This is a genomic window from Galliscardovia ingluviei (assembly GCF_014635685.1).
Lineage (GTDB): Bacteria > Actinomycetota > Actinomycetes > Actinomycetales > Bifidobacteriaceae > Galliscardovia > Galliscardovia ingluviei.
The window spans coordinates 84,638-96,358 of record NZ_BMDH01000005.1 but is presented as its reverse complement, the minus strand read 5'-3'; the positions used below and the strand labels follow the sequence as shown (position 1 = coordinate 96,358).

Genomic DNA, 11,721 nt, shown 5'->3' with positions numbered 1-11,721 from the left:
CAACAACCACAACAACAACCAACACAGCACAAGCCACAATGCTCAACACCATGCCAGCGAGACCACGCCGTCTCACCACAACCCCCAGAATCCGCAAATATCACGAATCTAACAGGAAAATAATACCAAGTATCTACTCAAAAACTAAATCAAAATACAGGAAAACAAAAAAACCCGACACAATGGTCGGGTCAACGTTTGTAATCGCTAACTAGCGAGTCTCGCGATGGAGAGTCTGCTTACCGCAACGGGCGCAGAACTTCTTGAGCTCAAGACGATCAGGAGTGTTACGACGATTCTTGGTCGTAATGTAATTGCGCTCCTTGCACTCGGTGCAGGCCAGCGTGATGCCTGGACGGATATCGGCGCTTTTTGCCATCATTCACCTCTGTAGTAGTTAGTTATCGGTTCCCCGAATGAGTAGCGAGGAAGAGACTCGAACTCTTGACCTTACGATTATGAGTCGTACGCTCTAGCCAGCTGAGCTACCCCGCCAGAGAGCCCCGAGTGAGAATTGGACTCACGACCTCTTCCTTACCAAGGAAGTGCTCTACCACTGAGCTATCGGGGCGTGGCGGATAGTGGATTCGAACCACTGAAGCACGAAGCGCCTGATTTACAGTCAGGTCCCTTTGACCGCTTGGGAAATCCGCCGTGCCGCTGCATTACTGCAACTGGCAACTTGACTAGTAAAGCACACAATGCGGACTAATGCAAATGGCGTGTCGCGTCAATCCCAGCAGTCTTTCTCCACCTTGACATAGCACGCTCTACCCGCTTATACCCCATAATCTCTACCGGAAAGCCTGCTTCAATAAAAATCTGCTTGGGACCTTTGCCTTGCACATACTGATCAAGAGCATATCCCACAAACCAATGAGCATAGTGAATGCGCCCACGTCGATCAATAAAGTCAACGGCGTCAAGCTGCTCCAATTGTTTCAGTACATGCGAATCCAACATTTTGTAGTTCCCCCTAACAACCCCCTTAGTGTAATATACTTTTGCCCTAAAGTACAGTTCTATACACGCATTTCACACAATATGCAGATACTAAAAAAGCCCACCCTAAGGTGAGCTTAATCAAATATCCACGCATCACATAAAAGCGTTCTACACGCTTATGCATTACACAAACATGCAATGCGCAACTTATGCAATACTAGCCGAGCACAGCCAAAATATCGCGAGCGGAAACGATCAGATAATCTTCTCCACCGTAAGTGACTTCGGTGCCGCCATACTTGGAATACAGCACCTTATCGCCAACCTGAACGTCCATAGGAATACGCTCGCCCTTGTCGTCACGACGACCAGGACCTACAGCAAGTACTTCACCCTGCTGTGGCTTTTCCTTATTGCTATCTGGAATATACAAACCAGAAGCAGTGCGAGTTTCTGCCTCGTCTTGCTTAATAACAATCTTGTCTTCTAACGGCTTGAGTGCAAGTGACACTGTATGCCTCCTCTTGTAGTTGTGCTTATACGCTGGAACACCACTATAGAGGCTGACGAACACTATAGCGTATCCTGACGCGCTAACACATATGGTAGCGCGAATTTAGCACTCTGCCAACTCGAGTGCTAACAGTTTGCCACAGGCGAAGTGCTTTAGAACAGAATTTTCACAAATTCACAAACTCTGTAACGCTGCTCAGTTACGACGGCGAGCTAGTACTGCATCAACATCGGCACCTAATGATTCCACAGACGCAGCAGGCACTTCAACTTCTACAGGGTCTGCCACTGAATTTGTTACTGCGTGTTCAGTAGCATCCTCAGAAGCTGTTTCAGCTTCATCAACAACACCAGAATCAGCATCTTGAGTTTGCTCTTGTGCCACAGCAGCAACTTCTTCACTATCTACCGGTACCGCCTGAGCAACCTGCTTCAGAGAAACAATAGGCAAGCTCTGTGGCTCAGCAGTTGGCACGTCTTCTCCATTACGTGGAGCGCCAAGCGAGAATGAAATAAGATCTTGATTGACTGCCATTTCAAAAGCATCAAGCGCGTGCGCAGGCTGAATACTAGCCAACTCGTGCGTATTGTCATCAACACGATCTTGACCCTGAGCAGCACTTCCTTGAGTCACTTCTTGCTCTTGAACATCAGCTGCTGCATTATTCGTATTCGCAACTGTTTGTTCAGACTCAACAGCGTCTCTAGCATGCTCTGCAGACTGTGCAGATGGTTGTTGCTCATCCAACGCTGCATTCTGTTTGCCAGCACGATCAGAGGTTGCTTCTTGCCGTGAAGCCAACTGCATAGCACGGCGCGCACGTAATGCTGCCGCACGATCTTGGCGTGCCTGTTCAATCGTTCCAGCTATTGCCTCACTGGAGAGTACATCAGTTGCCAGCTCATCATCTTGAGCCTCAACATGAACCTGAACACCTTCACGTACATCATCCTGATATGCAGATCCGCTGTATGTAGATGGTTCACTTACTGGCGCATGAGCAGTCAAATGTGCCTGATTACGTGTCTGTAGCTCACGCTGACGCTGACGGCTTTGCGCAACCCGAGCTTCCCATGCCCGAGCAGACTTCGCCGCACGCGCTCCTAGCCATAACACCGCCGCCTCTAATCCAGCAGGAATAAGAGCAAATGCTGGACTAAAATGCGCAACAACAGCCACTACCAGTGTCACTACGGTAATCACCGCAAGGGCAAGTACGAGAATCCTCCTGCGACCGATTGCTTTCCTACGTTCAGCTCGCACACGAGCCACATACACATCATCCATAATTGATGCATTCGTAGGTGAAAGCATAGCGGTTCCTTTCTCACAATCATCACACGCAGCCATATACCCCAACTCATCTACGTTGACTATACGCATTCTTGTTGAGTATCGATCATCGTGATGTTCGATTGCTTTGCCCATCGCCGCGAATGTTTTCCAAGGCTGGATACCAAGGATTACGAGTGCAATAGTCACCCATAACACAACACTCGCAAGCGAATCAAGATTCATGCCTACTACATTAGGGTACGCCTTTGAAGTTTTACGGCATGTCGTGTTGGCGTGTCGTATTTATGTTTTGCAACTATAGCATGCGGCATGAAAGACTGCTATTGCAATAGTCGATTGGCTAAAATATTATGCTTCCCACCTTGCGCACTATCTACAGTTGCGGGCACTATATCTTCTGCAAGACAACTATAAATATCATGATCGCGCCACGCATTATTGACATACATATAATTGCGCATTGTCCCCTCGTAAGTAAACCCCAATTTACGCACTACTTCATGCGAGCGCTGATTTGTAGGAATAATAGCAATTTCAATACGATGTAATTTCGGTCCTAAACTGTCGCATAATGCCCACTGTGTCAACATTGCCACAGCAAGTGGAGCAAAACCATGACCAGCCCATGCTTGATCTACCCAGTATCCAATCATTGCTGAGCGCACAGAGCCATACACCACAGCGCCCAGTGAAATATTGCCAACAATCTGACCGCCATGCTCCATAAGCAGCTGCACACCTTGTCCCTCTCGTAATTCGCGCTGCTGGATGGCGATCCATTGTTCCACATCGATAGATGGCATATCAATTGGATTTCCAGACTTCCATGGTGCAAGCCATGCTGCATTTCGGGCACACAGCTCACTATATTCTTCCCAATCAGCCAGTTGCATCGGACGTAACCGCAATTGTTGATGCCCAGTAGGCGCATCAAAAGGATCGGGTAATTGCCATGCTAACGCACTATGCTGTGTATCAGTATGACGAGTCGCACCTAGTCGGGAAAATACTCGGAACATAATACTAGTGTGCGCATCACATAGTACAAGCCGTACATAGTTCAAACAGTGCAAGTTCAAACATAGTAAGGTAAGTAACACAGGTCCTTGAAACAACAGCACAAGCACACACCGCATCCGGCAATCAGATACCTGCAATATAGGTACATGCGTTTAGATTATGTGATATGAGTGTGGAATTAGAAAAACAGGAATTGCGCCAGCAACTATTAGTTCGAAGGAAAGCGATAAGTCCTCAAGAGTTAGAAGATGCAGGACTAGCTGTTATTGCTCATGCTGATACTTGGGCAGATTTGAGCCAAGCTCAATGTGTTGCTTTATATCTGGCTATGGGTAATGAAGTGCCTACGCTCCCCCTTATTCATCATCTACTAGAGCTTGGTAAGCATGTGCTAGTGCCAAGACTAGGTTCCGGAATGCAAATTGGTTGGAGTCAAATTGGAAGCGATACAATATTGCAATCAGTTGGAGCTTCTTGGAGACCGCTAGAACCAGATACTGAGGTACTTTCTGGTGAGGCCTTAGGTCAGGCGGATTGCATTATTACAGCAGGGCTGGCCGTCGATCATCATGGCGTGCGGTTAGGTCGTGGAGGCGGCTGGTACGACCGCGCTTTACTGTACAAGCAACAGCAAGCTCCTATAGTAACTATGGTATGGCCTTGGGAAGTTGTAAATACTGCATTGCCTGCTCAATCACATGATATTCGCGTGCAAGGGGCACTTACTCCTCAATCATTACAACTATGGCAGTGACTGTACTGTGCACAAGCGCTGCTGAATTATTCAATTATTTACTGTTCGATTACCTACTATTCAATTACTCACTGCTCAATTTTTCAAAGTGCGATTGCAATAGTATAAGAGTTCCTGAAATATAAAACACAGAGAGTATAAATTGCGCGTGCGGCATATTCTTGGAATCTTATCTGGCACTTGTCATTGCATTCGCTAGGATATGTAACGGATTATTTTTGTGTGGAGGATTGCTGTGCCTACTTATCATTATCGTTGCCGTTCATGCGGATATGATTTTACTGAACAACAGTCATTTACTGACGACCCTATTACTGTCTGCCCTCAGTGCGGGCAAGAACAGGTGCGCAAGGTATATGCCGCTCCTTCTATTGAATTTAAAGGTAGTGGTTTCTACCGCACTGACGCATCTAAAAAATAATACAACGTTTCGAAGCGTAAATGCCCCCTCATTAGGGGGTAGTTTTGTAGGGGGTAGTTTGATAACAGCTCCCTTTTTCTTTGGTCTGCCAGTCTTGATTTGGCAAGATGGTGGTATGAAACGCATATTGGGCACAAACTACAGCAAACAGCATCACACTATTGCAGATAACGATTATGTTGATATTGCTGCTTCTCGATTTCGTCGTGAAATCATACGTCGCACACTGTGTGCTTTGAGTGCTGTAGTGCTCATGTGCTGCCTGTTATTTACTATTGCAACACGAACTCAATCAAATTCCGTAGTGATTGCTGCGCGTGATATTGTCCAAGGTCGTGTGCTCACTGCTGAAGATGTTACTGTTACCAATATTGCAGCATCAACAGTATCACGCCATATTATCGCCAAAGCTGATAAAGCCATAGGCCTAGTAGCCAGAACTCCTATTACTCAGGGTGAACCTCTACTAGCTTCTTCATTAACAAAAACTCCGCAAGTGCCAAACGGACACACCACAGTATCCATACAGCCCGCCAGCATGCCCGCTGATATCAGCGTAGGCGACACAGCGCAAATACTGAGTACTCAATGCCCGGCAGAATCTATCCTAAATCAGCAGACCACAGATGCAAGTACTGATACGACTGCAAATAACGATACATCAGAAGCGAATAATGAGCAGACACAGCAGGAAAGTCAAGCGAATCAAACACAAAATTCATGCACTGTGAGCGATCATGCTCTTATCAGCGCTATTCGCCATACGAAAGCAAAAGACAATGCAGTAGAAGATAGCGCCAGCTCGCCACTATCACTTTTTGATACCGATAGTCGACACTATAGTCTCAGTGTCGATGTAGCGCTACCGGCATCACAAGCTCTCGCCCTCGTACGAGCGCAAGAGCAGGGATCCGCGTTTATTATTGCTGCCTCGCGCTAATGTCTCGCGCTAATGCTTCGCGTTAGTGTTTCGTGTTAAACACTGCCCAGTGAGGAGGTAGCTCACCTAAAATACGCTGATCGTCATCATTTGATTTACTGTAGTGCTCACGCAGCACTTCCGGGTCTTGCGAATAATCGGTAGCCTCATGAGCTGCTAAACTACCATCATCGCCAGCACGCTCAGTACCACGGCGCACTACACGCTTATGTGCTTTACGTTCAGCCACTATTGCTCATCTCCTACGAGCTTGGCCATACGCGAAACTACGCGATCAACTTCTTTATCTGGATTGACGAATGCTGCCACACTCCACACATCAAGCACAGACCAGCCTAGCAACTCTAAATCGTCTTTGTTAAAACGATGCCTACGACGTGTAGAAGCTACAGCCATGAATCGATTATCGTCAGTAACAATAGCCAAAACTGGAGGTTTATCTGGCAAACCAACCACCATTGGGATACGCATGCCGTGCTCAAAACCATAATTTAGCTGCACTTGAAGGCCTCGTGCACGAATACGATCTGCCAAATCAGTAAGCAGTGCATCCGTATCCTCATGCTGAGCAATAGCTTGAGGCACGATTGCAGTTTCTAGATGCTCACACCATTGCAGAAGCTGCTTCATCAATTGTGGTCCCGCTTGGCGCAACCGTTCATCATCCAAGTCATTGCTACCAAACGCAGAAATAATATCTACACGGTTGCTTGCTGTAGCCAGCGCATCCAGCAACATTTTATCGCTTCCGGCAGCATCAAGCTCATCGAACTGCTGCATCAATCGGCCATGTGAAGTTGGAGCAAAACCAAATGTAATAATGCAATCGGTTGCCGTAGCTGCACTGAGTTCGTCCAAATCAACAATACGCACATGACGCAGGAACTTACGCAATCCTGGTTCTTTAGCACTGACGGCTTTCAACTCAGCACCAATACGATGTCGGTGTGCATGAGAGAATGTCACAATAGTCAATAGATATGCGGCAGGAACAATAGTAAACGACTGTGCACGAGTACGCACAGCGTCGACAACCACATCAATTTCTGCCTTATTGGTATCGACAATGCCTGCAATCTGCGATGGTACACCAGTAGTATGCACGCGCGTATACGTAACTGTTTGCTGCGATACAGGGCTTAACGGCACCACTACTGGACCATAACCATGAGCACTCAAGAAATTCGCCAATCGCACATCGCGGCGCACAGGTCGTTCATCAAGACGCAGCTGACGGAGCATAGAAGTTAGACGCGCAATAGCAGGCGATGAAATTGTTTCTTTATGAGCTAGCACAATCACTTGATTGGCGCGCATCAGTACAGAAAGCAACTCGATAGGATCCATATGTGAGCATGCATCAATAATGGCAACATCAGCCATATGCATCATCGGGGTGCCAGCCACCAATGCTGCCGGAGTTGCTACCATAATTGGTTTCGTCGCTGACATAATCTTTGGATAATCCCGACGCAACCTACCCAATGATACAGGAGCTGGAGCTGCCAATAATGTATGTAACTGATTCGCTTCATGCGAGCGCGAGTACAGCAACTCTGACAGACGCTTCGTCATTTCTTGACTAATCATTGGTCCTACAGAAGCAACATGTTCACTATCGACTTGGGCAAACCGTTCGCTAGCAGCGCTGAGTACAGAACCATCCTGGTTTGCAATAACTGCCGAAGCATGCACAATAAGCTCAAAAACCGTAGTCCACCAAGAAAGCTGTAGTTCTCCAGCTACTTCCTGAGTGCTGACATGTCGGTTGCGCAAATCATCAACTAGCTCAGTTAAGCCTTGGTTTTTGAATTCGCGTTCCAGCCTACTGCGTTCTGGAAGCGTGTCTAATGCCTTATGGTCATCAAATAATGCACGTAAGCGCTGTTCAAGATCCATGAAAGACACTGTTTCCAGCGCAGCACCTTTTGGCGTGGTAGCGAGCACTGTATTCAGCGATGTCAAGTCAGCAACTAACGCATCATTGGTTTCCAAAATATCATTCAGCTTAGGCGGCAGCACTGGCCATCCGCCATGTGGCACGCATTGACGCCACTGCCCTGCCTGACGGTCGACAACAATAAGCGCCTCATGCAAATCTTCTACATGAGCTCCTACGCGCAGCATGGACTTGGCTTCTTTAATCAGACGTCTGCGTTCCCAAAATCCCATATTGCCATCTTGGGTTTTGCGTTGTTCTTTTGGCACGGTGGCACGAATTAACGACTGAATATCACGTTCAAAAATTTGTGGTTGGAATACATCCAGCACACGGCGCAGATTCTTTAATACGCTAACCTGACGACCCCATTCTTGAATATCGTTAGGCACAGCAAACCCGCAGGTTTCTACAACAGAGCGGATTTGGTTACGCAATGTTGGTAGCAGCGTATCCAGCAATCGCACTACCCGTTGGTATGCGGCAATAGCATCCTGGTCACTGTATAGTGATGCACGATACCAGGCAGTGTCATCTGGACTAATAGTAAATTCGCCAAGTTCACCTGCACGAACCAGCTTCTTACTCCACTCATCCAAGTGATTGCCGATAGCGCGAGCAGTATTTGCTGAAAGTCTTACATGTGTGGATGGATGCGTATCCATAGCGGAGATTCGAGCAAGATTTTGAATGGTTTCATATGCAGAGACGCCCCATTCACTATTCTTGCCGTGTAAATCGCCTAAGTACTTTGTCAAACGAGCACGCACACCGACTAGTTCATCAGCGAGCTGATCAAAGTGACTACTTGCTGTTCCTGCTTGATACCCTACAGCAGCAATAAGTTGATGATCAATGGTGCTGTTGCACGCTGGATCAGCCACATCAACCACAATATTGTTGAGCTCATGATGCTTCAAAAATCTTGTAAAGGCGCGCTTATGTTCAGCAACAGCAGGAACGTAGAGCACAGTGCGCCCATTCATCACCACGCGGCTGGCAATGGCAGCAGCCACAGAGGCACTACGTCGCGCATCAGGTAAATCTACAAAAGCACTTGCGCCACTTGACGCAATATTTGCGGCATATCTGGTGACATTATCAACATCACCAATTTCTAGCTCATCGTGTGGATCACTATCAAAAGGCGCATACTGGGCAACCGGATATGATGACAAATATCCTGCCGCTTGTTCATCTCCTGCAAGTGCATCAAGTACATCAGAGCCAGTTTTGCCCTGCGCTATACGCTCAATAATATGGTCGCTTTCTTGCAGGAATAAGGTTGCGGGACGCATAAAACAACCCACAATCATTTGCCGATCAACCACAAATGAATCAACTGCACTACCTACAATGCTATTTACTTTTGAGATGAGAGCAGAGACTTCAGGAGCATTATCTGCGTACTGCGATGAATCTAATAATTGATTGGCGTCAATATTAACACCATTGCGGTGCATGGCTTCAATAAATGCCGGATTAAAACTAGGCGCGGCAATAAAACGTATTTGCGCGTGAGCTAGCGTATCCCGATCAGTATCACGCACTACAGCTACTGGGTAGAGCAACAGCGGCATTGCATGATCTTTCCAAGTGGCAATACCTGATGCCAAGGAAAGCTGAGCATATCCTGTAGCACTTTCTACAGCTATCGAATCTTCGAGTACACGCTGCAGGCGATGCTGGCTTGATTTGAGCATGCCGGAGTCTCTAAATAAGCTTTGTAACTGCACATGTCCACTAGCAAATAATTGTGCAATACCTGATGGGTGTGCATGGGTAAGATCGAGCTGTGCGTCAAGCTGTGTAATATCTTCTAGAGGAGAGGCACCATTTTTTTGGCGATACTGCTCTCGCCACTGTCGAATTTGCTGCAAGGATTGTTCGCTCATTGCATTGCCTTCCTATTTGCCACTATTAGCAGCAAGATAATCATTGTAGCCGCGATTATTTTTCAATGCTCGGTCAATATCAGCATTCCCCTGTGCTGCTAACCATGCGTATAAGTCATCATACAAGGCAGGATTCATTGCTAAATATGGTACAAGTGCTGGGCGCTGTGCAATTTCAAATTGCAGTGAGTAATCACGTGTGGTGATGGCATCGCGGCTTGAGTAGCCGTCTACTACCACTTCATCCTGCTGCGTCTGAGATTGGCTGGTTAGTCTTGAAAGCACTGATCCTGGCTCATATACTGGCTGATATCCAGTCTCATATTCCTGTGATGGTGTTTGTTCAGCTATATTTTGTGGGTGCTGTGTTTGCGCAGTTTGTGCTAGATACTGTTGCTGTGTAGCACTTGTGGTAGGCGCTGTCGCTTCATCAGATACTGATTGTTCTTGTGGCTGCTGTGCATCACTATATTGCTGAACTTGTTGTGACTCAGACTGTGTTGGTGTTGTAGAAGCAACCTGTGTTCCTTGCGATGTTCCTTGTGCCTCTTGATTCTTTGCCTGTGCTCGTGTTTGCATTGCGGCGGCGTCTGCAAAAAGATCACGCGAATCATGCTGTTCTTGATCACTTATGGATTGCGGAGTAATTGGCAATACATGCTGTGATGCAGAATCTTGCGATGCTACAGGTTCATCTTGTACGAGTGCGTCTTGTGCAGCACGCATGTGTTCTTGTGCTTCGGAAAGAGCTTTATCCTGCTGTTCATTATCAGCAATTAGGGCTGCTTGTGCAGCTTTTTGCGCTGCAATATCTTGAATTGCTCCATCATGCAATGCTGCAATAGTGTTGCGCACTTTGGTGGTATTGAGCAACCCTGTTGGTTCTCCTGCGCGAATATCAAGAATATCATCGACACTTAAATTGGCAGCACCACGTTCTTGTTGTGCTTGTTGTGCAATATCACCGGCATAGGAGAAGAGGTTTGCCACTGGTTCTGTGTATTCGCGCTCTACGCGCACAAAATCAACTGGTACATCACCAAACTGGAATCGTATAGTGGAGCTTGGCAACATAAAATCTACGCCTTGGTTAATGCGCTGTAGTGAACCATCTGCCTGCACTACCCACGTGCCATTGGTGGAACCTAAGTCAGTAAGTGTTGCTGTGCCATTGACTTGTACTGTGAGCCGGGCATGCTGTTTGGACATTGATTTGGTGTTATCTACGATGTCAAGCCGAATAACATCTGGTGCTACGGCGATTGGACGAAGTGGTTTGCGCCCAATAATTACGCTAGTGCCGTCATCTACGCGTAGTTGTTCGTTGCCATTGACTCGGATAAGCCACTGCTGTCCACTCACCACTTTAGTCTCCTTTACATGCACATTGCCATGCACAACTTGCACTATTCTATAAGGATGTGCACACAGTTCATTGTGCCATGTTTTATTGGTTTGTGCTTACGGCACGCCTAGAGTGTCGATACATATACACAAAAGCCTCGCCTGATTACATTACTGTACCAAACGAGGCTTGAAGTAATAGCGGCTTAAGCCGCGAGTATTACTTGAGTTCTACAGTTGCGCCGGCTTCTTCCAAAGCTGCCTTTGCCTTCTCTGCATCTTCCTTCTTTGCGCCTTCGAGCACTGGCTTTGGAGCACCGTCTACGAGTGCCTTTGCTTCTGCCAAGCCGAGGGAGGTGATGCCGCGAACAGCCTTGATAACCTGGATCTTCTTGTCGCCTACAGCAGCGAGGATGACGTCGAACTCATCCTTCTCTTCTTCTGCAGCGGCAGCAGCGCCTGGAGCAGCAGCAACAGCTACAGCAGCTGGAGCAGCAGCTTCAACATCGAACTTCTCTTCGAATGCCTTGACGAACTCAGAGAGCTCAACGAGGGTCATTTCACCGAAAGCTTCCAAGAGCTCTTCAGAGGTGAGCTTTGCCATAATGGCGTTCCTTTCTACATGACCGACTGCGGTATTCTAGCGCCGGTCT

12 protein-coding genes and 3 tRNA genes are annotated in these 11,721 nt (G+C 47.2%); 3 read left to right on the top strand and 12 right to left on the bottom strand.

All coding sequences use genetic code 11. From position 1 onward, the window contains the following. Positions 1 to 211 precede the first annotated feature (211 nt). From rpmG to IEU85_RS07650, 8 genes are all read right to left on the bottom strand, one after another. Positions 212 to 382 carry a 50S ribosomal protein L33 gene (gene rpmG / locus IEU85_RS07685; RefSeq protein WP_229714836.1) on the bottom strand — a complete coding sequence of 57 codons (171 nt, stop codon included), beginning with the start codon at positions 380 to 382 and terminating at the stop codon, positions 212 to 214. Between the two features lie 39 nt (positions 383 to 421). Further along, positions 422 to 495: transfer RNA gene (locus IEU85_RS07680), tRNA-Met, on the bottom strand. A 4-nt stretch (positions 496 to 499) separates the two neighbouring features. Beyond that, a tRNA-Thr gene (locus IEU85_RS07675) sits at positions 500 to 571 on the bottom strand. Position 572: 1 nt separating this feature from the next. Continuing rightward, a tRNA-Tyr gene (locus IEU85_RS07670) sits at positions 573 to 654 on the bottom strand. 54 nt (positions 655 to 708) lie between these two features. After that, a complete protein-coding gene (locus IEU85_RS07665) occupies positions 709 to 963 on the bottom strand; it encodes a hypothetical protein (RefSeq protein ID WP_188355670.1) in 255 nt (84 codons plus the stop codon). A 199-nt stretch (positions 964 to 1,162) separates the two neighbouring features. Next, complete coding sequence (groES, locus tag IEU85_RS07660; protein ID WP_188355669.1) at positions 1,163 to 1,456, bottom strand: co-chaperone GroES; 294 nt, start codon at positions 1,454 to 1,456, stop codon at positions 1,163 to 1,165. A 198-nt stretch (positions 1,457 to 1,654) separates the two neighbouring features. Further along, positions 1,655 to 2,977, bottom strand: a complete 1,323-nt coding sequence (locus tag IEU85_RS07655) for a hypothetical protein (RefSeq protein ID WP_188355668.1) — start codon at positions 2,975 to 2,977, stop codon at positions 1,655 to 1,657. Positions 2,978 to 3,075: 98 nt separating this feature from the next. Further along, a complete protein-coding gene (locus IEU85_RS07650; RefSeq protein WP_188355667.1) occupies positions 3,076 to 3,774 on the bottom strand; it encodes a GNAT family N-acetyltransferase in 699 nt (232 codons plus the stop codon). 167 nt (positions 3,775 to 3,941) lie between these two features. Between IEU85_RS07650 and IEU85_RS07645 the strand changes: the two genes are divergently transcribed. The 3 genes from IEU85_RS07645 (at position 3,942) to IEU85_RS07635 (ending at position 5,890) form a co-directional block, all read left to right on the top strand. After that, positions 3,942 to 4,529: a 5-formyltetrahydrofolate cyclo-ligase gene (locus tag IEU85_RS07645; RefSeq protein WP_188355666.1), complete on the top strand. Its 588-nt coding sequence runs from the start codon at positions 3,942 to 3,944 to the stop codon at positions 4,527 to 4,529. A 235-nt stretch (positions 4,530 to 4,764) separates the two neighbouring features. Then, positions 4,765 to 4,950: an FmdB family zinc ribbon protein gene (locus IEU85_RS07640; protein ID WP_188355665.1), complete on the top strand. Its 186-nt coding sequence runs from the start codon at positions 4,765 to 4,767 to the stop codon at positions 4,948 to 4,950. Between the two features lie 58 nt (positions 4,951 to 5,008). Continuing rightward, positions 5,009 to 5,890: an SAF domain-containing protein gene (locus IEU85_RS07635; RefSeq protein WP_188355664.1), complete on the top strand. Its 882-nt coding sequence runs from the start codon at positions 5,009 to 5,011 to the stop codon at positions 5,888 to 5,890. A gap of 22 nt (positions 5,891 to 5,912) precedes the next feature. Here IEU85_RS07635 and IEU85_RS07630 read toward each other — a convergent pair whose 3' ends face one another. The 4 genes from IEU85_RS07630 to rplL all read right to left on the bottom strand — a co-directional run bounded on the left by IEU85_RS07630 (position 5,913) and on the right by rplL (position 11,672). Further along, positions 5,913 to 6,119, bottom strand: a complete 207-nt coding sequence (locus tag IEU85_RS07630) for a hypothetical protein (RefSeq protein ID WP_229714835.1) — start codon at positions 6,117 to 6,119, stop codon at positions 5,913 to 5,915. After that, positions 6,119 to 9,724: a PDDEXK-like endonuclease domain-containing protein gene (locus IEU85_RS07625; protein WP_188355663.1), complete on the bottom strand. Its 3,606-nt coding sequence runs from the start codon at positions 9,722 to 9,724 to the stop codon at positions 6,119 to 6,121. The genes IEU85_RS07630 and IEU85_RS07625 overlap by 1 nt, the downstream gene beginning before the upstream one ends. Positions 9,725 to 9,736: 12 nt before the next feature. Next, the gene (locus IEU85_RS07620; RefSeq protein ID WP_188355662.1) at positions 9,737 to 11,086 is read right to left on the bottom strand and encodes a variant leucine-rich repeat-containing protein; all 1,350 of its coding nucleotides are present in this window, start codon (positions 11,084 to 11,086) and stop codon (positions 9,737 to 9,739) included. Positions 11,087 to 11,288: 202 nt separating this feature from the next. Beyond that, a complete protein-coding gene (rplL, locus tag IEU85_RS07615; RefSeq protein WP_188355661.1) occupies positions 11,289 to 11,672 on the bottom strand; it encodes a 50S ribosomal protein L7/L12 in 384 nt (127 codons plus the stop codon). Between the last annotated feature and the right edge of the window lie 49 nt (positions 11,673 to 11,721).